Genomic DNA, 22,304 nt, shown 5'->3' with positions numbered 1-22,304 from the left:
GAGTAGGTAGCCGCCAACCCCATTTATCCAAAAACCCCAACTTAGAAATAGGTTGGGGTTTTTGCGTTTGGGAGCTTGGTGGATTGGGAAGCTATCAGTGGATTGATATTTGCAGAAAAAGCCTTAAAAAAGGTTTAGGGCTTTAGGTTTAAAAGATCCGGGATAGGTGAGTTTTAGGAGCTAAGATGATACTTTCTTATAGCCTGTTGGAAAGTGAGTGAACACCTAAGTAATACGGGTACATCACCCATTAAAGGTTGAAAGTCTTATATAGAATTCTGGTTTCTCATAAACGCTATAGTTTCCGATGTAAAAGTCATATGTAGCTTGAAAACTGTTTCAAAATAATCTTGTCATGCTGATTTAACTAGGAAACAGCTTGTTAACAGAGTAAAGCCATAAATTAGGTAATCATGCTTCTTTGTTATAATTTCAATAGATAGACGTAATTAAAAAAGCCGACTGGATCAAATCCAGCCGGCTTTTCGGTTTTATATATTTGTATAATTAACCGCGGATATCGGTTTTGGCTACAGCTTGGGTTTTGGCATCTGCTTTGGCATAAGCCGGGCAAACGGTTTTGCAGGAAGAAGCCAGGCCTACAAGACCAACGGCTGCGATAAATAAATACTTTTTCATATTATTTGGGATACTTTATTTTACGTGTATTTATCAAAAATACGATATTAATCAATATTTTAAAAATTCGTATCAAAATATTTTTTGCTTATTAGCCTAAATTTTTTCTAATATACATTTGGTTTACATACTTGTTTAATATGAGTTGACTGGCCTCGCTTTTTGTTAAGTTGATAAATTATTTTCTGAACTAACTTTACAGTTTAATTCAATTCTCCGACCTTTGGAATAATTTGAATCAAAAAACGCTGGTTGAGTTTTTCCTCGGAATTCGATACCGTTAGGTTATGTTTGTTCGGATTGTAACGTCCCACGCCACCATAGCCGGTGCCGGCAATTACCAGTTCTATTGTTTCGTGATATACTTTATTGTCGAAATCTACAATGCGGTTGGTTTTCCAGTAATCATAAAGGGCCAAGGCGCGCTGGTAGCTCAGCATGTAACCCCAGGTTTCGTAATCGGTGTAGCAATAATTATCGTAGCCGCCTTGTAAACGGGCATCGCGCAGATCAGAAGCACTTCCGGTAATGACGAGGACGTAGGAAACATTTTTGAGCACAGGATCACTTTGCCGTTTCAGCATTAGCGAATCGACAATATTTTTTAATTTATGGCCAGTGTTGTTGATGTAGTTTAAGGATTGCCGCACGTTGCCGTCCAGGCTTTCATACGGCTGACTCAGATCCCATTTGTTGCCTTTGAATTTCACGTCCTGCGCCAAGGTGTAGCGCTTGAATTGCGGGTCGTAGCGGAACAAACTCTGGTCGTTCATCATAGTACTGACGGCCTGCTGCAGCTCTTCGATTTTTTCCTTTTCTTTAATAGTGGCGATCAGTTTTTCCTCGTTATTTTTAAAGCGGATGTAGCTGAGCACAAACATGACCAGCATAACCACGAAAAGCACGGTCATGAGGTCTACGTAGCTGGGCCAGAAAAAATCTCTATTTGATTTTTCCATGCTTGTTTTGTTCCAGTCCGAAAACTTTATCCATAATGGCCTGCATGCGGTTGCGTTTGGTGGCTTCTTCCAGAATGCGGTTAGTAATTTGCAACTGCTCGGTTAAGGTACGTTGTAAAGCCGCGTCCTGCTCCAGTTTCTGCAGTAGTTTTTCGTTCGTTAACGCTACCGTTTTGGCCAAATCATTCTGCTGTTCGTTCAGTTGTTTTTGCTGCTCATTCAGTTTGCCGAAAGGCTGCATGTAATCCAGAATTTTCTGGTAAACATTGTCCTGATTTAACTGTTTGAAATGTTCCTGCCAGCGTTCGTAAGCGTTTTGCGCATCGCGTTCCAGGGCATTCATCCGGATATCCATAAACTGCTTCAGCCGGCTGGCATCTTCGTCGAAATTCTGTTCTACGCGGTTGCCGATCTTGTCAAGTTCCTGTTTGTGTCGGTCGAAGAATTGCACCTGGCGCATGATGGCCTCGTCGTGTTTGGCGAGGTAGCCAGGCACCATTTCAAACGCTTCTTCCAACTTGGTCATTTTGCTTAAAACTTCCTTTACTTTTCCGGCCATTTCGCTACCGTTTTGCAGTGTATTATTCAGGGCTTGCTGGTAGCCTAAAAAGCGGTTAAACAATTCTTCGCTTTCCTTTACTTTCTCGAAAACCGTAATGCTGGCGTTGGCCATTTTGGTAAAACCGATCTCGTCGAGGCGGTGAATAAAGTCTTTCTGAATGGAAATATTATCGGTCAGGCTGGCAATGATGGGGCGGAAGTTCGCTACTTTTTCCAGGAAGTCGTGGTTAAAGGAATCGAGCACCGATTTGAGATTCCCGAGGCTTGCGGCCATGTTGGAATTAAGCTTGGGCAGCAGGCGCTTTTGCAGAAAAGTGTAGTAGCTGTTCTTCAACTTGTCACGGCGGCTGCGGGCATCTTTCAACAGCGCATTTCCGCGAAGCGTGAGCAGCAACCCGCAAAAGCTACCAACCATGGCTATCACCACGCCGGTCAGGAAATTCCGGATCCCATCGTCGGTAATGAAAGATTGGGTTTCAGCAGATGGATCAGGATTATCGCTTAAAAGCAGACTGAACAAACCGATACTTACGCCAAAAAATGTACCGAGCAAACCAATGTATAAAGGCGTGGCAATGCCGGCCTGCACTTCATTGTCCAACGTTTCGGAATAGCGTTCGGAAATATCTTTTAAGATGTTGAAATCGGCGGCAGCGCCTTTGTTGTTTTGCAGGTATTCGTTCGTGTCGCTTACGATTTCGTTGAATTCCGGGGAGGCATTTTTAACTTCCAGCAGGTCAGCATAATCGGCATTAATCTGGTGCAGGGTGTGCTGAAAATGGGCTTCTTCGGAATCGAAAACCAGGTCGTGCAGCAATTTCACTTCGCCGGCATCAAGTTTTTTCTGCAGGTTCTGCGCCGAAATGTGGTATTCGGTTTTGGGTTTACCGGCATCGGTTTCCCGCACCTCCACCAGCAAATAACTACCGTTGTTTTCTACCACTTTCTGTGCGGTGCCGGGCATGGTTGAGTTGGTAAAAACTTCCCCGACCAGCACGGCTTCGAACGCATTTTTGTAATTGCTGACTACCTGACTTTTTTTTGGCTGAAGCATACCGTTTTGGTTCACATCTACCTGCACAATGTTCAGATTTTGTGCGGACGGAAATAGGCTGGCCAGCCTGTTTATTTTGCTGCGGCTGCGGCTGAAAACCACGTATTGCAGCGCCACAATTCCGGCAATGATCAGAAGCTCGATGATGGCAATGATACCCATGGTTTACGCTAAGTGGATTTTCGCCCGTTTGGTGATTTGCCAGCCCTGCGCGGTGCGCATCAGTTCACCGTCGGCATCGTTTATGAGTTGTGTGGCTTTATTGGAGGAACGGGCAAATTCGAAGGCATTTTCAAGGCGGTCTAAACTGTTGTTGATGGCCAGCGCGTGGTTTACGTGCGGATTGATCCGGAACTTGGCGGAATTACATCCATTTTCAGGCAGCGTAACTTGGATAAACGACCAGGTATCGTGGCTGTCGTGGTGCAGGTCGCGCTCTTTTAACTGGCCGTCTTCCGGTACGCGCGTGTATTTCACCAAAATCTGCGGCAACGCTTCTTCGGTAAATAAATGGTCGGTTTCCACCTGGAAATTTTCTTGTGAACTCGTTTCTTCCGGCTCAAATACGGGTTGGGTTTCCGGTTGAATTTGCTGGGAAGCGTTGCCTGAAACATGATTATACTTTTCAGCATTTGCGGAAGCGTCGTAAGCAGTTTTTTGCAGTTCCTGGATAGCGTCCTGCATCTCGGCGCGCCAGTTTTCGTTTTCTCTTTTCAGGTGGTTGTACGCTTTTTTCAGGCTTTCAATTTCCTTTTTAAGCGCCTGTAAGTTCTGATTTCCCTGCACCGGTACGCCGGTAGAGGTAGCAAAACTTTCCGAAGTTCTACCGGATGCAACGGAACTTGGGCTGCTCTTGCGGGAGGAACGCATGAAGGCAAATGCTGCTAAAAGCAAGGCGGCAATACTCAAGATTAAAGGCATATTCGATTCTGCTTTAACGGTTTTAATTTCATTGGAAGAAGTTTCCGGCACCGGAGCATTTTCTGGTCCCTGCGTTGCCGGATTCTCTTCCGGCGGCAGGATACTTTCAGGCACTTCTTCCGGCACTTCTGGCTGTGCTGTTTCGGTATTCCGGGGAGTAATTGTTTCTAAAGCAAACCTGAGATCTTCCGTTTTCCGGTCACTCTTTTTTGCAGCTTCGGCTACAATTGCAGCGATCAAGACTTTATCTGAAACGGGCTGATTTTTCCTGAGTTTCTCCTGAACCGGCTGGTACAAACGGGTGTAGAAATTATATTCGTCCTGCCTGGTTTTAGAAGCAGCGGCCAGGTCCTTTTCGAATTGCGCTACACGTTCACCGCTTACGGTTGGCACGGGTTTTTGGGCGTTTTTCCCTACGGTTTTATTATTGTCTTCATAGATCCACTGGAGGGCTTTTTGCCAGATTCTGGCTTGGTTCTGCGGAGGATTTTCCTGGGCAGAAACCTGACCTGTACTGAAGTAGAGAAGGAAAAGGAATATTAAAAAGTATCGCATATTGACTTTACCCAACCCTCCCCGAAAAACAGGAGAGGGCTTTTTTATCGTGGTTTTTTTTGGTGAAAACTATACCGTTATGGGTGGCTGTTTTTTTTATCTGTCTGGGGCAAGTGTTAAGTCTAGCCTCACCTAGACGCTTTTCTGGTCCAAGTGTTAAGCGTCAGTGTCACTTGGACCTATGGACAATTGGAAGTCTTCAGACTTCCTGAAACCAGCTAAAAAACGCTTTCCCAATTAAGCAAGTCTGGAGACTTGCTTTTGTCCTTTAGTGACTTTTTTGACTTAAAAACCTACCATTTTTACTTGTCTGCTGCTCGCCGACAAGATTCTTCGCTGGTGCTCAGGATGACAGAAATTGAATAGCACTGTAGCAAAAAGCCCTCCCCTGATTTAGGGGAGGGTTAGGTGGGGTCAAGCCGTTTCCCGAACCGCTTTGCGGCTGTAAAGCTCTTTGGAAAGGGCGTACAGCGCTTGCTTGAATGGCAGGAAGAACAGCGTTTCGTGCAGCATTTCCTGATCTGGCAATTGCTTGTCTAAATGGTTCAGACCGATGGAAAGACTGTCGGCCATTTGCTCGCGAAGGAACGGCATGACCATTTCGGCGTCGAACTCGATGCCGAGGTCTTTCATCATTGGGGCAACGTCGTCATCCAGCAGTAAGAGTTCGATGCAGGCTTTTACGTTTTCCAGCACCTTGTTTTTGATTTCCGAAGTCAGCGTACCCTTCTTGATTCCTTTCAGGGTGGTGCTGTCGTCGGTAGTTCCAAGTGGGGTGATAATCGGGATTTCGGGCTGGTTCGTGGAGCTTTCGTCGTTTACGGAAAGTACCCCGCCGTTGGCCGTGGTTTGTTTCGGATGGTCTACCAATACAATTTTGAAATTGCCTGGCGCTTCCAGTCCTGTAACTTTCTGCAGAATCGCTTTAGTTAGTTTCTCAATGCCGGAAAGGTTGGCGCCGGCAGCCAGAATTTTGATGTACAAGCTTCCGCGACCGGAGAAACAAATGTAGCGAGGCACGTTCAGTCCTGATGCTTTTATGGTCTGGGCCAGCTGGTAAATGATGGCGCCATAGTGTAAATAGAACATCAGGCGCATCGGGCGGGCCTGCTGCAGCATTCTGCTGTAGCTGAACACGTCGTCGTAGTTGAACATCAAACTTACCACATCCGAAGAACCGAAACTGTTGTTGTTCAGGGCGCTCTGGAGGTATTTTTTGTATTCGTACTGGTTGCCGGAAAGTGGCATGCTCATGATCTGGTCGCGGCCGTATTGCATCAGTCCGTTGTCTTTGCCGCCGCGCACCATCGCAAAACCATCGCCCCAGAGGTCGTCGCCGGCGAAGCGGTACGAGAAGCTATAAGCCGGACGCTGGTTGGCATATAAAAGCACGTCGGTCGTTCCGCCGCCTATGTCGATGTTTACCAGGCCTTCCTCACGGCTTGGCACTACGGTGCCTTTCTGCATGAGGTAGTAATACGGCGCTACCGATTCGGTAATGCAGATGGTACCCCGGTTGGTTTTGAACACTTTCTGATACGCTTCATCCCATTCGTTCTGGAACAAATTGCGGGAGAAAGAATTGAAACTAAGCGGCGCAAACCAAACTACTTTCGTGTTTTCAATCACCCCGCCGTTCAATGCCGCTTTGTTTTTCAAAAGCAGCATTAACTCGCGGAAGTACGCGTGGATTCTGCGTTGACCGGCCGCATGCAGCGTTTCCGACCATTTCAAATCGGTGTGGTAATGTTCGTAAGCATCGGCATCGGTGTTCATGGTGAAGCCGATGTTGATGTTGCCGAAAATAGACGTTGGCTGGTTCACGAATCCCGGCGATTCGCACGTAGCAGTCCGGGTCGGGAACTGGTAAGGCGAGCTGCCGTCGTTCATGATGGCGGGCAGGAATTCGCGTTTGGTCAGGGTTTCGGCGGACGTTAATTTACCGAAGCCTTTCTGCACGTAGCGCTGGTAATCGGTCAGGCCCGGTTCGGAGCTTGGCTTGTTCAGCATTACGAGTTGCAGGTCTTTGGCCGTAATGGCGAACGGTTTCGGTTCCTGGTTCGGCGAATCGGTGTAGGCAATGTAGGTGTTCGTGGTACCGAAATCGACGGCGAACGTAAAGCTCTTCGTGCCGCGGTGAATTTCCTGGTAGCGGGGCACAAACAAACCTCTGCCGTTGAATTTGCCCGGACAGGTAACTTCCGCAAAATCGAAATGCGTGCCTTCCACTTCGTAGTATTTGCTGCCTACGCTTTGCTCGCTCTTCACGGAACGCTCGGTAACGGTAGCGCGCATGCTGCCGCCTTCGGGCGTTAAGGCCTGGTTATCGACGAAGAATTTCAGGTAATATTGCTTGGTGAGCATACCCGGCTGCAACTCTTCGTCTATGAGCATTACCTTATAGAAATCGTTGTACTGCGGCTGGTCGATGAGCTTGTAGAACGGGAAAATACCGATGCCGATATCTGCTTTTTCAATCTTGCCTTTTTCCGGAATCTCCATACCGCTGGCATCTTTCGGGTTCTGCGGGGAGGTGTAATATTTTCGTTCGAACTCGATAAGCGTGCCGTTGGAAACCGGGATTTTCAGGCTCACTTTTACGTGGTTGATGTCGATGAAAAACGTAAGCTGGTCCGCTAAATCCTTCTCGGTAAAATACTGGAAATAGCGGCTTGTAACCGGCAGCAGGTACGAGAAGTTTTTCTCCGCGCCGGGCTGGTAGGTTACGTTGCCACAAAAGAAGCGTTCCTGGTTTACTTCGTAAGGCAATTCTACCAAAGTTTCTTCCAGGAAATCGTTGATGGTGAGGTAAGGGTAACGCACACTTTTTCCGGGCAGGGTTCTTTCATCTAAAACCCGCGCATCGGAATAAGGTACTTCGTCGCCGGTTTTGTCTTCCCACAAGAATTTGTTCAGGTATTTGGTCTGCCCAACGAGCTTCAATTTCGGCTTCAGCACAATCGGTAAGCGCTCGGAAAGCTGGCGGCTCGGACGAATGAATAAATCGCTGTCGATGGTGTCGGTGCCTTTGTTGCTCTGGATGAGGAACGGGAAATGGGCGGCGCTCACCGGGTTTCCTTCCTGGTCGCGGAGGCTGCCGTATTTGTTCAGGACGGATTCGCGGGTGCTGCTGCCGTTCATGGCAATCATGTTCAGGCGGCTCTGCTCCAGCATGTGGTAAACGGCCGGGTAGCGCGTCGGGAAATCGGAAAAGGCCGTGAACAATTCGTACACAAAATCGCGGAAAGCGGCGTCCCGTTCTTCCAGGGGTACAAACTGGTTATCGAAATATTTGCCTTTGCTTTGCAGCCTTTCAATGTTCAGCGCGCGCACGTTCGGCGATACAAAAAGCAGGGTAAACGGCGAAGTTCCACCCAGTAATTGCTGCTGTCTTTCGCCGTGCGCATTGGTGTTTTCGAGGTAGAAAAAGTACAGGTCGGAGTAGTCGCGGAAACGGTTGTCGGAAGCGGCAAAAAGCTGCAACGTATCGCCCAAGAGTTTGCTTCCCGGGTTGGACTGCATCTGCGCAATTTCCTTTTCCTTGTTCCAGCGGCGCACCAGCAGGCGCTGGTCGGCCTGCATGTACAGATCGTGGTTAAAGAGCAATTCCCACAAATCCCAGAACTGCGACACCATTTTGTGGTACACAGTATTCGGGTTCTGATTGCGTTCGCGGGCCACAAATTCGAAAGCGGTTTCGAAGAGGTGCATGCGCGCAAACGGCGTAGGAATGGAGGTGCTCAGCTTGGACGCTTTGGCGCCTGCGCCATCCGGAATATCTTTGATTTCGGTGCTGGTAAGCTGGTTGGTTTGCTGCCAGCCTTCCACGTTTAACCCTAACTGATGAAGACGAAGTACTTTTGGCATATTGTTTCGTATTTTACCCCACCTAAATCCTCCCCTAAAAACAGGGGAGGACTTGGATTACTTGTGGGTGGTTTGTTTCTTTTTTTTATCTGAAGCTTACCGTTTTTTTGGCTGCTTTCTAATTGCTGGTTTTCAGACTTTTTGAGCTGAAATTGGTAGCGTTTTTTTTGCTCTTTTTTCCTTTTGCTCTTTCGGATTTTTTAATCCGAAAGGTTACTGCGCGGGGATGTATACATCCCCAACAGGTTGGTTCGGGATTGTTAAATCCCGAACAGCGAAAGAGTTTAATCTTTCTTCCCAGATACGCAAGTCTGGAGACTTGCTTCTGTCTTTTAGGCCCAAGTGACGCTAACGCTTAATACTTGCGCCAGTTTGTTCTTTGAGTTTTTCAACTTAAAACCCTACCGTTTTTTTAGACTTTTCTGCTGTCTGCCGACAAGGTCCTTCGCTCGCGCTCAGGATGACAGAAAGTGAACAGCAGTAGTCAAAACTCCCTCCCCTGATTTAGGGGAGGGCTGGGGTGGGGTCAATACTTCAGCTTTTCCTCTACCATATTTTTAGTAGCACCTTCAAAGATTTTGATGATGCGTTTGAAGGTGTCGGGTTCGGTTTCTTTTATGTTCAGGTTACCGATTTCTTTCAGAATGGTTTTCGGTTTCAGGCCAGCGTCGAAGAAGCTACTTTCAATGGTTTTATCGGCTACCATGCGGTTGAAATCTTTTTCTTCCGGGTTGATGGCTTCGAAGGCGCGTTTGTTTTGACGCAATTCTTTCAGCCAGGCGTGGAAACCGTATTGCGGCGAGCGTAAAAATTGCTGCAGTTCTTTGAAAACCGCTTCGTTGCGCATGGCGCTGCCCAGGTTCGTGGCTTTGAAATATGGCGCATCGGTGTCCTGGGGGGCGTGCTCGGTAAAGTACTGGTCGAAGTAGTTGAAACGAATCAGGTCTTTGGCAATCTTGTCTTTGGTATCGCCACCGAGGTGACTGAAGTGGATGTTTTTGGCATCTTCTTTCAGGCCGTATTCGTGGAAATGCATTTCGCCCTGCAACTGGTCCGGCGAATAATCCATGAAATCGACAATGGCCAGCGCGCTGAGCAGTTCAATTAAGTGGGCTTCGTTTTGTTGTGCCGCCCGGCCAGGATTATTTTCCAGCGGTTTTTCCGGTGTGTCGCCAATGTAATACAGCGCATTCAGCGTTTGCAGATTGTGCTGGTAGTACGAGAGCGCGGCTTTGGTTTTGGTAATGAACGTATTGGAATCGATGTAATCTTTGGCTTCGGCGTTACCGTCGGCGGCAGGTTGTTCCAGGGAAAAATACGGCAGCACGGTGATAGCACCCATTAGGGCGTGGTTCAGGTAACCGGAATTTGGCAGGCCGGAATTCGGGTCGCGGAAGTTTTTGAGCAGCAGCGGGAAGCCGGCAGCACCAGTTCCACCGAAAATTGAACTGATGAAAAATACGCGGTCGCCCTGTTGGAAATTGGTAGCAAAGTAGCGGATTAAATCAGAGTTCATGATGTCGTTCAGCACCACGCTGCCCACGTTCGGGCTGCCGCGGAAACCAACGTCGAGGCTGTTGCTCAGGTTTTCTTCCGTAAACAATAAATCTACCAACGCTTTGCTGTCTACGCTTAGTTGGGTGTAGTTTACAAACTCACGGAAGCTTTTGTTTTTGCCGCTGAAATTGTACACAAAACTATCCGGAATATTGCCGTCGGTTCTTCCGGCTACGCTTGCCAGCGTGGAAATATCCTGGTGGAAGAAACCTTCCGGACGAGAGCCCAGATGGTTGTGAATGCGCTTGTAGGTTTTGAGCAGTTCCACGGTCCGGTTCATGTCGCCGTTCTGCGAGTCCGGGTCGATGATGATGGGAACAATTTTGTCGCAATTCTGAATTTTTACGCCCGCGGCCATGAGCATGGTAAAGGCGCGAATTACGCGGGAGCCGGTGCCCCCGATTCCAAATATAAACAGCTTTGCCATAAGGTTATTTGTTAGGCCATTTTACCGGCGTGGTGTAAGCGAATGTTGATTTGCCTTTCAGCAGTAAAGAGAAAATAACGTAGGCCAGGATGCTGTAAACCCCGTTTAGCATGGCCAGCCAGGAAATGTAGGAATGGGCTTCCACGCCTTCGCGGTTGGCATAAAAGGCGGTCATTAAACCAATTACCACGGCATTTAAAACCAGCACAATAACCCAGTGGGACGTGCGGTAAAAACCAGTGTTCAGCGCGCGGTTCAGCACGTAGTAATAAACCACCACCATAATCAGGGAACAAAGCAGCATGAAAATGCCGGCGTTCGGGAAAATTACGTCGCGGTATACCAGCGTTTCCTGGGGCGGTTGCGGACTGCCAAGCAATCCTTCGTAGAGGCCGGAAAAGAACTTAATCATTTGCGTCTTTTATAAAGTTTAGAGAGATTGAGAATACGTTGCGTTGCTCTGAGTAAAGGCTTTGCACGCCGGCCAGCACTTCTTTCAGCTTGAACGTTTTACCGGGTTGGGCAACCGGGTTATTGTCGTTCTGCGTGGTCCATTGGTTTACCCAGCCGGCCGGTTTTTCGGGAAGCGTTAAAACGAGCTGTCCGGATTTGGCGATGGCCTGGGTGATGCGCACGCGGACCAGGTGCGAATATTTTTCCTGAGCCGGGTCTTTGGCATTTGCCTGCTTTACCGAAATAATTGTGCCAGAAAATCCTTTTCCGTTCAGTTGCAGATTTTGCTTTAAATATTCGGGCTTCTGTAACAAAGTTGGAAGGCTTTCCAGGTTCAGGCCGATCTCAAATTCTACCGGCGTATCTTTCTGAGGACCAATGGTTACCGATTTGCAGCCGCCAGTTGGTTTGCGTTCGGAGCAATAAACCATGCCCGAAGGTTTTAATTTGGTTAAGGCTTCGAAAACCGGTTCAGGATAATTGAAACCGAAGTGCGCCTGCTGCTCCGGATGATCTTTAAATACTTTCTGGTTGAACAAGATCACTTCTTCCTGCGGACCAATTACCCAAACGTAATAAGGCATTTTCGTGCCTTTCAATTCGCGTTTGGCAACCGGTTGTTTAACGGCCGGGTGGAACGATCCGGTGAAATTCGATTGATCGGCAAACACGGAAACGACCAGATCTTTTTCCTGGGCTTCGTTTAAAGCGCCGCGGATGAGCTGCGGAATGATGTTGAATTTGGTTTTGTCGGCGGGGCCGTAAATGAAGTCGGAAACGATCACGGAAACGGCTTTGGTTTTGCCCGATTCTTTTAAGATCTGCTCGAGCATTTCGGGTAGTTCCGTGCCTAAAGCGGGGTTCGGAATGCCGGAACTTACGGTTTTCAAAACATCGTTATAGGTACTTTTTTGGAGTTGGGAGGTGCCGTTTTTTTCTCTTATGAAATAGAAATCTTTCTGCTGCACCGCTTTGCTGTAATTCACTTCCGTGAGTAATCCGGCCACGCTTTTCTGGAAATTGGTGCCTTCGGAGGCTGCGCCGCCTTTCGGCATAAAGCCTACCATACCGCCGGAAACTTCCAGGAAAACGTTCACTTTCGGGATGCTGGTAATCTGGTTTTCAGTGGTTGAAGTTGGTTTGGTGGCCGGCACTTTTTCAGCTTCGGAGGATACCGTTTCGGTGGCTTCTACAGATTCAGTTTCGGCTTGCCGGTCTTTGCGGGTAAAGCAGGAAAACTGCAGCATCAGAAAAACCAGCAGGAGCGGGAAAAACAATCGGGAATTGCTTCGCATGTATGTACGGGGAGTAGTTAATATTGAGGTTCCTACTTAAAAATCGGATAAGAGTTTCATTTAAGTTAGTTGTTTCTACAAACGATTGAAACGCAGGAAATTGTATAACCAGAAATTGGTATTTGCCTGCGGGGCGGATTATGGGGAAATTTGAAAACCACGAAGCCGCTCCAGCAAAAAGGTTTCCTTGTGCCGCAAGCGACTTTTGGGGCCGAAAGGGATACCGTTTTAATTCGTTTAATTTTCAACTACCATTAAAAAGGAAAGAGGAAGGCGTGGCAGGTTCATCAGACTTTATCTGCAAACCAGCTTTAAATCTGGCTGGCTGCTGATTTCAGGGACCGACTTTTACGACCACTTTTCCTACCGTTTTTCCCAGCTGAAACAAGTGAATAGCCTGATGCATTTCTTCGAAAGAGAAAACCTGCCCGATGAATTGCGGTTTTAATTCCAGCGTCTGCAGTTCGTCAAGCAACTGGTGCATCAGGTCGGTTTGTTCGTAGAGGTAAATGAGGTTAAAACCCATCAGCGATTTGTTTTCGGTGGGCAGTTTCAGCGGATCGATCTTCGGGCGTTTCAGGAATTTCCAGATCAGTTTAGGGTAATTGGGCCGCGAACCGTGGCTTGTGAAACTGGCATTTCCGTAAACCACCATCCGGCCCATGGGCGCGAGCATTTGCCAGCCCTGTTCCAGAATTTTGCCGCCAATGCACTCCATGATCAGATTTAACGGTTTTCCATTCAGCGCATTTTTTAGTTTTTCGGGAAATGTGCTGTCGCGCAGAATTACGGCGTCGTACTTTTCTTCTTCCTGCAAAAACTTTACTTTGTTTTCTTGCCCAACGGTGCCAATGGTAAATGCGCCAGACTTTTTGCAGATCCGGTTCGCTAAAATGCCTACGCCGCCGGCTGCGCTGTGGATCAGCACGTTCATTTCCGGTTTCAGGTTTCCGAGCTCTTTTAGGGCATAATAAGCCGTGAGTCCCTGCACCAGAAAACCGGCGCCTTCTTCAAAACTCCAGCTTGCGGGCAGCGGAATTACGTAGCGTTCGTTAATATTAATATGTGAAACGTAACCGCCGAATTTGGTTACGCCCATTACCTTGTCGCCCGCTTTCCAGGTTTTTACCTTTTCGCCTACCGCTATTATTTCACCCGAAAACTCCAGACCCGGAATAAACGAACCTGGCGGGGTGGCGCTTAAAGGCCCTGCATGGTAAAAATATCGGCAAAATTCAGCCCGATGGCCAGCACTTTTACGCAGACTTCCTCGGCTTCAGGTTTCCCTAGTGCTTCGCTAACGCGTTTCAGATCGTTAATGGAACCTGCTTTGGGCATGCGGTAAACCTGGCGTTGCAGCATAGTTTTTTTTGTTTACTGAAATGTACGGATTTCCCCGGAATGCGTGAATATGCTTTTATCATTTTCAAAGGGGAAACGTTTATATGAATCTGCCGGGGCTTGTTGGTGCAAGGCATTGCCTTTCGAAAATAATCCGGCGGGTGGTTTTAGAACGATCTGGTAGTTTTTCGGTTGGAAAGGATACCGTTTTTCATTGGAATTCAGGCCGGGTCCATTTGATCAGGAGGTTGAAATTATGCTTGCACCCATAGTATAAAGGAAATAAAAAAGCCCGACCATAATAGCCAGGCTTTGAAATCAGTAGGGAAAAAAAATAAAAGAAAGATCGTTTACATCCGGTTCAATTCTTCCAGATTACTGTTGCGGCGGCGTTCTTCAATTTTCTGGCCCCGGTTGAATTTATAGCGGAGCGTGATGCTGATGCTGCGGCTGAAAAAATACTGATCAAAATCGTTGATGTTCCGGCCGATGCGGGTATCAAAGCGCAGGCGGTTGGTTCGGAAGATATCGTTGGCGTTCAGACTCAGGTCAATGGTTTTGTTCCGGAAACTTTTGCGCAAACCCAGGTTCACCCAACCTGTACGCCGGATCTGATACAAACCATAAACGCTGGGTCCCCGGTAAATACCGTTCACTTCCAGGGTATAGTCATGCGGGAGCAGCAAGGTATGGTTGGTTTGCAGGTAGTATTGCAGCTGGTTAATTTCAACCTCCTGGTTGTTGGCCATGGTTTTGAATTCGTTGTAGGAAAGCGTCAGGGTATTATTGGCTTCCCAGGTTTTCAGGATCTTAACCGGTGCTACTGCCGTCAGACTTATATTGCGGGAATCATCTACGTTGCCCGTGGTGTAAATCGTGGTGGCATTTTCCACGTCCAGGATGGGAAGCTCAGAAATAACGTCGGTCAGGTGCTGGTAGCTGAAGATAAGGCTGTAGTTCTGTTTATAGGTTTGAGAAATGCCGAATGCATGGGTGTACTGCGGCCGCAGATACGGGTTTCCGGTAAAATAAGTGTAGGGATCGCGGTAGGTTACAAAAGGGTTCAGGTTGCCGTAATTGGGGCGCTGAATGCGGCGGCTGTAGCTGTAGCTGATTTGGTAATTTTCGGTAAATTTCTGCTGCAGGAACACGCTCGGGAAAAGGTTCAGGTAATTGCGTCTGGTTATTCTCCCGGTGGTCAGCGACTCGCCTCTCGACCTGGTTTCTTCGGCTCTTAAACCGGTTTGTAACGCATATTTTTCGCTCAGCTTATAATTCCAGTTAGCATAAGCCGCGTAAATATTTTCGCTGTACAAAAAGTGGTTCGTACGGTTCAGATCAAGTACAAGACCCTGGTTATTGAAGAAAAAGCGCGAATCGTTATCCGAAGTTACGCGGCTGGCCTTTAAACCGGTTTCTACTTTCCCGAACCGGGTAAACTGTTTGGTAAAATCTGCTTTAGCGGAATAGATCTCGAAGCCATTGTCGGAATCGGCATACAGGAAATCGGTAGAAGTGGGCTGGGTTGCTCCGGCTGCAGTAAAGTAATTGTAGAAATTGGAATAGCCCTGGTTGCTGATCTTTACAAAATCAAGGTCGCCGGTAAGCGTGGTGCCGTTTGTGTCGGGCCTGGCTGCGTAGTGCAGGTTGGCCGTGAAATTGGTGAAGGTGTTCGTGGTCTGGTTATTTGCCCGGATAAAATCTTTTGGCTGATCCTGCGTATGGCTCAGGTAGGTTTCGGTATTGAAATCTTCCCAGCGGGTATTTCGGTTCAGGCTGGCCATGCCGCCAATACTGTGCTTTTCGTTCAGGCTAAAATCCGTGCCTACCCGGAAAACGGGAGGCCCCAGGTTCCTGCTTTTACCCTGGGCTACCTGATCGAAATAAGTTGTATTGTCTCCGTCGTAGAACACGCGGGTAAAAGTACCTTCCCGGTTAAAAGCGCGCTTCATCACTTCCGTGCTCAGAAAGGAATTCCATTTGCCGGCTTTGTAATTTACGTTGCCCCCAACCGTGCCCGCTACCTGTTTAAAGTTGGTAGAGGAAGTAACAAATACGCTTCCATTCATTCCGCGCAGTTCATTTTTCTTCAGGTTGATGTTCAGAATTCCGGAAGCGCCTTCCGCATCGAATTTTGCCGATGGCTGCGTGATGATCTCGATGTTTTTGATATTCTCTGCCGACATGCTTTCCAGCAAACGCCGCAGATCGCTTGCCGAAAGGTAGGTCAGTTTTCCGTCGAGCATTACCGTAACCCCGCTTCTGCCGTTAAGCTGGATATTGCCGTCCTGATCGATGAAAACGCCCGGCGATTGCGCCAAAACTTCAAAAGCAGTTTTTCCGGCCGCCAGCGCAGTACCTTCTATGCTTACCACCATTTTATCGGCTTCCTGCACAATAGTGGGCCGCAGCGCATTTACCTGTACTTCTTTCAGCTGCGTTGCCGCCATACCCAAAAATAACTTACCCAGATCAATTTCCGGTTTTGTTTCGGTAATGGCTATCTGCCGTAGTGCTTTGGATCTGTAGCCGATAAAACTTAGGTTAAGATCATAATTCCCGGGTTTGATTTGCTGAAAAACGAAACGGCCAGCTTCATCGGTTAATCCGGCGGCGACCGCCTGAGAAGTGCCGGAAGCAAGCAAAGCAACGGTAACAAAACCAATTGGCTTACCGGAAACCGAATCGGTAACCATGCCGGTTACTTTTCCGGAGATCTGGGTCAGCGCTTTTTCCTGGGCCTGAACCGGAGCTGCCGTGCTTAAAAAGAAACACAGCTGGGCCAGCAAAAAGAATACATTTCTTTTCATATTGTTAGATCTGATAATGCATTATACCGGTTCGGTGGTTGTTCGTAATCTGAATTTTAGAATAGAAAGGATAACGTTTTGTAAAGCCGGAACCTAAAATTACGGCTTTACAAAGTATTTCCCGGGTTTAATGGGTCCAAAAAAGCTTTTTCATCCTTAAAATCTTTCCGAAGTTTCAAGGCCGCAACCGGGTAAAAAGCCAAAACCAGTAATTTAACTACACTTTAACAACGAAAACGTTTTCTGGTTTAATAAAGCGCCGGAAACGGTAGGCTTTTTGCCTTAAAAACTCAAAAGAGCTTATCCAATTGAAGGTGTTTGGTTTTTCAGTGCAGTGTTATACGTGCCGGCATTAATGCATTTCCTTTTTCGTTATTCAGGCGCATACCATATCCGGAGGCTGAAATAATTAATGCAATTTTCAGATCATAACCGTGCTGCCGGGTTTTTGAATGAAACGGCAATTTACGGTATGAATTCCGGCGCAAACCAGCTCATTAAAAAGAAAAGATTCAGTTCTTTTGCTTTTCGGCAATTGCTTTTTTTACGGCCGGTGCTACTTCCGTTCCAAGCAGCTCAATGGCGCGGAGTACCTGTTTGTGCGGCAGGGTGCCCACACTGATGTGCAACAGAAACCGGGTATTGCCAAATAATTCGTAGGCGTACAGCATTTTATCGATCACCTGCTGCGGACTGCCAACCAGCAAAGAGCCGTCAGGTTCGCGCATGAGCTCGTAATGTTCGCGGTCCATGGGCGACCAACCGCGTTCCCGGCCAAGCTGACTCATCAGGTAGGCGTAAGGGCCGTAAAATTCATCAGCAGCTTGTTTCGATTCGTCGGCAATATACCCGTGAAAGTTTATGGCCAGTTGTAATTTTTCAGACGCATGGCCTTGTTTCTGCCAGGTTTCTTTGTAGAGCTGGGTGAAAGGCACGAAGCGCGCCGGCTGGCCGCCAATAATGGCCAGCGCCATGGGCAGACCGTAATTGGCCGCCCGCACCACCGAAGCCGGCGTGCCGCCTACTGCCACCCAAATGGGCAGCTCTTTCTGATATGGCCGCGGGTAAACGCCCCGGTTATCGATAGAGGGGCGGTGCTTGCCTTTCCAGGTGATTTTTTCGCTTTGGTTCAGTTTTACCAGCAGGTCGAGTTTTTCGGCAAAAAGGGTGTCGTAATCCTGCAGGCTCTGGCCGAAAAGCGGGAAAGATTCGATGAAGGAACCGCGTCCGGCCATGATTTCGGCGCGGCCTTTAGAAAGCAGGTCTACGTGAGCAAAATCCTGGAAAACCCGCACCGGATCGTCGGAGCTGAGTACGGTTACGGCGCTGGAAAGCCGGATATTTTTGGTTTTTACGGCGGCTGCAGCCAGCACCACGGCCGGCGAAGAAACCACGAAATCGGGCCGGTGGTGTTCGCCAATGGAGAAAACATCCAAACCAACCTGATCGGCCAGTTCAATCTCTTCCATCAGGTTTTGCATGCGTTCGTATGGGGCAAGCAATTTGCCGGTTTTCGGGTCGGGGGTATTCTCAACGAAAGTGGTGATGCCAAATTCCATAGTTTCGGGGGTTAAAAGCATAGCGTTTTATTCTGTTTCCGGAAGATAAAGTTGCCTGAAGGGTAAGAAAAAAACAGAAAGGCGGCCCAGCCGGAAAACAACCACCCGAAGGTAGGAAGTTCTATCGGAAAACAGGTTCGTTTTTAAGCCGGATCCGGACTTTTGAGGCAAGTTTCCATAGCGTTTTCGAGCCCGGTTCTTAGATTATTCTTACCTTTATTTTTTACGTAAAGCCCGAATAAAAAATAATGCTCGAAATTGTAATCGACGCCCGCAAAGCCGCCATCGGTCCGGGCATGGAAGTACGCCGCATTCTGCCTTTCCGCCTCAGGCGCATGGTTGGCCCTTTTATATTCATGGATCATGCCGGGCCGGTAACCATTCAGCCGCAGAAAATGCACGATATGGATGTGTTGCCGCACCCGCACATCGGGCTGTCCACGGTCAGTTATTTATTTGATGGCCAGGTTACGCACCGCGATAGTTTAGGCGTGCAGCAGATCATTAAACCCGGCGAAGTGAACTGGATGACGGCCGGCAGCGGCATTGCCCATTCCGAGCGTTTTGAAGAACCCGAAGTGCTGGCCGGCGGCAAGCTGGAAATGATCCAGACCTGGGTAGCCTTGCCCGAAAAAGACGAAGAAGCCGCGCCCAGTTTCAAAAATTACCAGCCCGAACAACTACCCGTTTTCACTGATTCGGGCATCTGGATGCGTTTGATTGCCGGCAACGCTTTTGGCCTGAAGAACGAGGTGAAAACGCATTCGGATATGTTTTACCTGCACGTGGTTTTAAATGCCGGAGCCCGTTTTACCTTGCCCCGCGAACACGTTGAACGCGGAATTTATGTGGCGAAAGGAAAACTGGAAGTGAATGGTATTGCCTATTTACCCGGCCAGATGCTGGTATTTAAACAACATGCGGAACCGGTTTTGCTGGCCAGAGAAAATACCACGCTCATGCTGCTGGGCGGCGAACCGCTGGGCGAACGCTTTATCTGGTGGAATTTTGTTTCGAGCCGCAAAGAACGCATTGAGCAGGCCAAAGAAGACTGGAAACAGGGCCGCATTATTTTACCGCCGAACGATAACCACGAGTTTATCCCCTTACCGGAAGATAAAAGCCGGCCCGCAGGAAATCCGGCCCCGGAAGCATTATCATAAGCTTAAATTGAAAACTGGCTTTGCTTAGGAGGTAGTTAAATAACTGAATTTGCGCGCCTAAGAAGAAAGTCCCCCTTTGGAGGCAGGACTGTTTCGTTATAGGTTTTGACTATCCCCTTGAGGGGATTATGGGGTGTTAACACATTATTAGATAAAATTCTCACCTGTAAACACCCCTCCAGCTCCCCTCAAGGGGAGAGTTTCGCAGCATGAAACGCCCCTGCTTTTGGAGGGGGTAGGAGGGGAGGACTTCGTGCATTTCTGGTTTGCCTATTAAAGACTATTTAGAAAATTCTCCCCCTAACCCCCTCCAAAGGGGGACGAAAAAGCTTTGCGTACCTTTGGTATCTTGTTATATAGTTCATTTTTAGATGTTTATGAAACGCCTTTCTGATGTTATTTACGGTAGCAAGTAGCCTGGCATTTATTGAACCCGGTTATGGCCTGGTTTGATTTGACGGGCAGAAGGGTTCGGGGAATTTGCTTAAAAACGATCCGGCTAAGTTTTGTTGGCTTTTGCTTTTTGAATTCCGTTTAACTATTACCGGATTTTAAAAAGGAAAAAGCGTGAGATATAGCTCTACAAAGAAAACTGTACTGATATTGGCAGGCATTTTACTGCTGGTCCTGGCGGGCGTTTTCTTTTATTTCAACCGGAAGCCCTTTTACCCGGAAGTGCGCGAAGTTACGTACCTGCAACTAAAGCTGGAAGACACCATCAGGGTGCAGGCCGGGGTGCGGGTGCAGAACATGGCGCCTTTTTCTTTTCAGGTCGATAGCATTTCTTACCTGGTAAGCTATAAGGGCGTAAAACTGGGCTGGGGAAGCGAACAATGGCAACGGAAACTTCCGGCCTTTAAAAATCAAGTATTCGGGTTGCAGCTTTTTCTGGATAAAGACCGCTACAAAATTCTCCTGCAACGTACCCCGCAGCCCGACAGCCTGGAACTGGACTTAAAGGTGCAGCTCTACATCGATCCGCCTTTTTTGCAACAGCAAACCATTTCACTCCACCGGACTTTTTTCACGGCCATTCCCAAGTCGCCTTCGCTGCAGATCGATTCGTTTTTTGTAAAAAGTTTCAGCCCCGAAGCCGGTTATGTGTTTCAGCTTAACCTGAATACCCAAAATACAGACCTGCCAAACCTCCGGCTTGCCGACCTTAAATACCGCATAAAATTAACCGATAGCGTAACGCTTAACGGCCAGATCGATACCGTTGTCAGCATAAAAAGTAACGCGCCCACTGTGCAGGTTCCTATTCATTTAAAAACCTCCGAACTGATTGAAGGGCTGGCTTTAAAACTGGGCAAGCAAAAAGTATTTGCGTATCAGGCCCAGGCCACCGCCACCCTTAAAACCGACCATCATTTGTTTGAGAATACCGCCCTCACCGTTACCAGGAACGGCACCCTGGATACCCGCAAATTTGACGATGAAAAAGCCGGTCTGCCCACCGTAAAACACATCCGGCGCCTGGAACTGATCAACAAGCAAAATACGGCATATCTGGAAGCGGAGATCGTAATACACAACCCCACCATGCTGCCCTTGTACCTCGACAGCGCCCGGTACCTGATCCGCTCGGGCGGGAAAGTAATTGCTACGGGTGGCAACGAACACAACAAAGTGCTGCCCTCGCAAAAAGACCAGCGCCTGAAACTGAATTTGGCGGTAAACAAACAGCACTACAAGCAACTCCTGAAACAACCAAAAAACCAAAACAACATTCCGCTGGACGTAGACCTGCTTTTACTTTACAATTTTAAAAACAGCAAGCCGCAACAGCTCGCCATTAAGAAAAACATCAGCGTTCCGGTTACCGGCAGCCCTACCTTTGAGTTAGCCGATCTAGGCGTAAAAGAACTCGATCCGGAAAAAGGCGCGCAGCTTTTTGTAAAACTCAAGGTTGAAAATCAGCATAATACCAACCTCCGGATCGATGATCTGCATTATAAACTGTTGGTTAAAAACGGTATCGATCTGAGCGGAAAAACTCAAAAGCCGATCGTGGTAAATGCAGGTACTACCGAAATAGAGATTCCGGTAGATATTTCCGGCCCGGATGTAAACCAACTGGCGAAAGGCCTGATGCAGGGGGTTGAAACCTGGCCCTACACCTTTGCGGCCACGGCTTCTGTTTCCACGCCCAACAGTTTGCTGCACCAGACCGAGGTGAGCGTGAATACCAGCAGCGTTTACCAGGTCAACTCCAAAGGCAGCCCGGATTATATGCCGGAGATCAGTAAGATCGATACCCTGAACGTTACCATTCGCTACGATACCGCCTGGGTGCACATGTACGCGGCCATTTACAATACTTTGCCCGCCACCATCCATTTATCGCATTTGCAGGTAGATGTAATTCATGAACGCGATACGATTGCCAAATCTGAAGAAGAACTGAACCTGTATCTGGCACCCAACGCCAACAGTTTTGCCTGGCACACGCTGGGCGTAAAGTACGGCCTTTGGGAAGAACACGTAAACCACCACCAACACGAAGACAGCATTAGGCTGAATTTCCCGGCTACCATGTATTTCGACCTGGGGAATTTAGGCAGGGAACGAGCCGACCTCGATCTGCACACCAAAATTCCCACGCCGGCTTCGCCGGTTACTTTGCTGCAACGGTTAAAACTGCGCGGGTTCGGGTTTGGCCAAGGCTTGCAGTTCGATGCCCTGGTAGCCGTACAAAACACCAATTCGCCGGGCCTTACCGTAAAAAGTATTGCATACCAGATCGACCTGGAAAACGGGGTAGACATTTGCGGCAAAATTAACCGTGCCTACCAGATCCCGCTGGGCGTAAGCGAAGTGAAAGTGCCCATCAATTTAAGCGTTTGGGAAACCCTGAAACTGTTGAAACGCCAGTTCTTCGGCCCGCCTTTACTGGATTACAAAATAAACGCCACCGCCCAGTTCCGTACCGATAACCCGAAATTAAGCGACGTGTACGTGATCTTCGAGAACTGGAACCAGACGGATCTGCGGGAAAAGAAAACGTTGCAGGCAGCGCAATAACCCGTGACTTTTCAAGCCCCAAACCCTAGCGTTTTTATTTTTAGTTTTTCAACTAAAAACCCTACCGTTTCGGAATTTCCGGTTTCGCTGTAAAGAAAATTTTGCTAATATTTGTACTC

Annotated in this window: 14 protein-coding genes; 2 read left to right on the top strand and 12 right to left on the bottom strand. The window is 48.1% G+C overall.

Annotated elements, in window-relative coordinates:
• Nucleotides 1-507 precede the first annotated feature (507 nt).
• From I5M27_RS18755 to I5M27_RS16780, 12 genes are all read right to left on the bottom strand, one after another.
• Nucleotides 508-639, bottom strand: a complete 132-nt coding sequence (locus tag I5M27_RS18755; protein ID WP_262896459.1) for a hypothetical protein — start codon at nt 637-639, stop codon at nt 508-510.
• 203 nt (nt 640-842) lie between these two features.
• Nucleotides 843-1,598, bottom strand: a complete 756-nt coding sequence (locus I5M27_RS16825) for a hypothetical protein (RefSeq protein WP_200507506.1) — start codon at nt 1,596-1,598, stop codon at nt 843-845.
• A complete protein-coding gene (locus I5M27_RS16820; RefSeq protein WP_200507504.1) occupies nt 1,582-3,375 on the bottom strand; it encodes a hypothetical protein in 1,794 nt (597 codons plus the stop codon). The genes I5M27_RS16825 and I5M27_RS16820 overlap by 17 nt, the downstream gene beginning before the upstream one ends.
• 3 nt (nt 3,376-3,378) lie before the next feature.
• Nucleotides 3,379-4,689 (bottom strand): hypothetical protein, encoded by a 1,311-nt coding sequence (locus tag I5M27_RS16815; RefSeq protein WP_200507503.1) that lies wholly within the window; start codon nt 4,687-4,689, stop codon nt 3,379-3,381.
• A gap of 414 nt (nt 4,690-5,103) precedes the next feature.
• A complete protein-coding gene (locus tag I5M27_RS16810) occupies nt 5,104-8,556 on the bottom strand; it encodes an acetate and sugar kinases/Hsc70/actin family protein (RefSeq protein WP_200507502.1) in 3,453 nt (1,150 codons plus the stop codon).
• Nucleotides 8,557-9,082: 526 nt separating this feature from the next.
• Complete coding sequence (locus I5M27_RS16805; RefSeq protein ID WP_200507500.1) at nt 9,083-10,540, bottom strand: hypothetical protein; 1,458 nt, start codon at nt 10,538-10,540, stop codon at nt 9,083-9,085.
• Between the two features lie 4 nt (nt 10,541-10,544).
• Nucleotides 10,545-10,952, bottom strand: coding sequence for a hypothetical protein (locus tag I5M27_RS16800; protein WP_200507499.1), 408 nt, complete (start codon nt 10,950-10,952; stop codon nt 10,545-10,547).
• Nucleotides 10,945-12,288 carry a hypothetical protein gene (locus I5M27_RS16795; RefSeq protein ID WP_200507497.1) on the bottom strand — a complete coding sequence of 448 codons (1,344 nt, stop codon included), beginning with the start codon at nt 12,286-12,288 and terminating at the stop codon, nt 10,945-10,947. The genes I5M27_RS16800 and I5M27_RS16795 overlap by 8 nt, the downstream gene beginning before the upstream one ends.
• Before the next feature lie 334 nt (nt 12,289-12,622).
• On the bottom strand, nt 12,623-13,435 hold the full coding sequence (locus tag I5M27_RS16790) for a zinc-binding dehydrogenase (protein ID WP_394369094.1): 813 nt from the start codon (nt 13,433-13,435) through the stop codon (nt 12,623-12,625).
• Between the two features lie 53 nt (nt 13,436-13,488).
• Complete coding sequence (locus I5M27_RS18635) at nt 13,489-13,650, bottom strand: hypothetical protein (RefSeq protein ID WP_234462570.1); 162 nt, start codon at nt 13,648-13,650, stop codon at nt 13,489-13,491.
• Nucleotides 13,651-13,979: 329 nt separating this feature from the next.
• On the bottom strand, nt 13,980-16,439 hold the full coding sequence (locus I5M27_RS16785) for a TonB-dependent receptor domain-containing protein (RefSeq protein ID WP_200507496.1): 2,460 nt from the start codon (nt 16,437-16,439) through the stop codon (nt 13,980-13,982).
• Between the two features lie 512 nt (nt 16,440-16,951).
• Nucleotides 16,952-17,998, bottom strand: a complete 1,047-nt coding sequence (locus I5M27_RS16780; protein ID WP_200507519.1) for an LLM class flavin-dependent oxidoreductase — start codon at nt 17,996-17,998, stop codon at nt 16,952-16,954.
• A gap of 248 nt (nt 17,999-18,246) precedes the next feature.
• On the opposite strand from I5M27_RS16780, the gene I5M27_RS16775 reads away from it, so the two are divergent.
• Both I5M27_RS16775 and I5M27_RS16770 read left to right on the top strand, forming a co-directional pair.
• Nucleotides 18,247-19,161, top strand: a complete 915-nt coding sequence (locus tag I5M27_RS16775) for a pirin family protein (RefSeq protein WP_200507494.1) — start codon at nt 18,247-18,249, stop codon at nt 19,159-19,161.
• Nucleotides 19,162-19,764: 603 nt separating this feature from the next.
• A complete protein-coding gene (locus I5M27_RS16770) occupies nt 19,765-22,185 on the top strand; it encodes an NDR1/HIN1-like protein (RefSeq protein ID WP_200507493.1) in 2,421 nt (806 codons plus the stop codon).
• The last annotated feature ends 119 nt before the right edge of the window (nt 22,186-22,304 follow it).

Source organism: Adhaeribacter terrigena (assembly GCF_016623615.1).
In the GTDB taxonomy this organism is placed as follows: Bacteria; Bacteroidota; Bacteroidia; order Cytophagales; family Hymenobacteraceae; genus Adhaeribacter_A; species Adhaeribacter_A terrigena.
This window is presented reverse-complemented; position numbering and strand designations above follow the sequence as displayed.

Bases quoted from the DNA above. Each gene is read 5' to 3' on its own strand.
- I5M27_RS18755 (WP_262896459.1), bottom strand. From the start codon at position 639: ATGAAAAAGTATTTATTTATCGCAGCCGTTGGTCTTGTAGGCCTGGCT.
- I5M27_RS16825 (WP_200507506.1), bottom strand. From the start codon at position 1,598: ATGGAAAAATCAAATAGAGATTTTTTCTGGCCCAGCTACGTAGACCTC.
- I5M27_RS16820 (WP_200507504.1), bottom strand. From the start codon at position 3,375: ATGGGTATCATTGCCATCATCGAGCTTCTGATCATTGCCGGAATTGTG.
- I5M27_RS16815 (WP_200507503.1), bottom strand. From the start codon at position 4,689: ATGCGATACTTTTTAATATTCCTTTTCCTTCTCTACTTCAGTACAGGT.
- I5M27_RS16810 (WP_200507502.1), bottom strand. From the start codon at position 8,556: ATGCCAAAAGTACTTCGTCTTCATCAGTTAGGGTTAAACGTGGAAGGC.
- I5M27_RS16805 (WP_200507500.1), bottom strand. From the start codon at position 10,540: ATGGCAAAGCTGTTTATATTTGGAATCGGGGGCACCGGCTCCCGCGTA.
- I5M27_RS16800 (WP_200507499.1), bottom strand. From the start codon at position 10,952: ATGATTAAGTTCTTTTCCGGCCTCTACGAAGGATTGCTTGGCAGTCCG.
- I5M27_RS16795 (WP_200507497.1), bottom strand. From the start codon at position 12,288: ATGCGAAGCAATTCCCGATTGTTTTTCCCGCTCCTGCTGGTTTTTCTG.
- I5M27_RS18635 (WP_234462570.1), bottom strand. From the start codon at position 13,650: ATGCTGCAACGCCAGGTTTACCGCATGCCCAAAGCAGGTTCCATTAAC.
- I5M27_RS16785 (WP_200507496.1), bottom strand. From the start codon at position 16,439: ATGAAAAGAAATGTATTCTTTTTGCTGGCCCAGCTGTGTTTCTTTTTA.
- I5M27_RS16780 (WP_200507519.1), bottom strand. From the start codon at position 17,998: ATGGAATTTGGCATCACCACTTTCGTTGAGAATACCCCCGACCCGAAA.
- I5M27_RS16775 (WP_200507494.1), top strand. From the start codon at position 18,247: ATGCTCGAAATTGTAATCGACGCCCGCAAAGCCGCCATCGGTCCGGGC.